This window comes from Klebsiella sp. HMSC16C06 (genome assembly GCF_001808325.1).
Taxonomy (GTDB): Bacteria; Pseudomonadota; Gammaproteobacteria; order Enterobacterales; family Enterobacteriaceae; genus Klebsiella; species Klebsiella variicola.
The window spans coordinates 1-600 of sequence record NZ_KV792987.1; the positions used below are offsets into that span (position 1 = coordinate 1).

General features: G+C 51.8%; 1 rRNA gene. It reads right to left on the reverse strand.

What is annotated here, in order from left to right:
* Window positions 1-453: ribosomal RNA gene (locus tag HMPREF3142_RS04690) — 16S ribosomal RNA — on the reverse strand; the annotation flags it as partial.
* Window positions 454-600: the final 147 nt, after the last annotated feature.

The following is a 600-nucleotide window of genomic DNA, read 5'->3' on the forward strand; positions in this document are numbered from 1 at the left end:
GCCTTCCTCCCCGCTGAAAGTGCTTTACAACCCGAAGGCCTTCTTCACACACGCGGCATGGCTGCATCAGGCTTGCGCCCATTGTGCAATATTCCCCACTGCTGCCTCCCGTAGGAGTCTGGACCGTGTCTCAGTTCCAGTGTGGCTGGTCATCCTCTCAGACCAGCTAGGGATCGTCGCCTAGGTGAGCCGTTACCCCACCTACCAGCTAATCCCATCTGGGCACATCTGATGGCATGAGGCCCGAAGGTCCCCCACTTTGGTCTTGCGACGTTATGCGGTATTAGCTACCGTTTCCAGTAGTTATCCCCCTCCATCAGGCAGTTTCCCAGACATTACTCACCCGTCCGCCGCTCGTCACCCGAGAGCAAGCTCTCTGTGCTACCGCTCGACTTGCATGTGTTAGGCCTGCCGCCAGCGTTCAATCTGAGCCATGATCAAACTCTTCAATTTAAGTTTGATGCTCGTGAATTAAACTTCGTAATGAATTACGTATGTTCACTCAGAGACTTGGTATTCATTTTTCGTCCGAGGACGTTAAGAATCCATGTCACTTTGAGTGCCCACACAGATTGTCTGATAAATTGTTAAAGAGCAGTT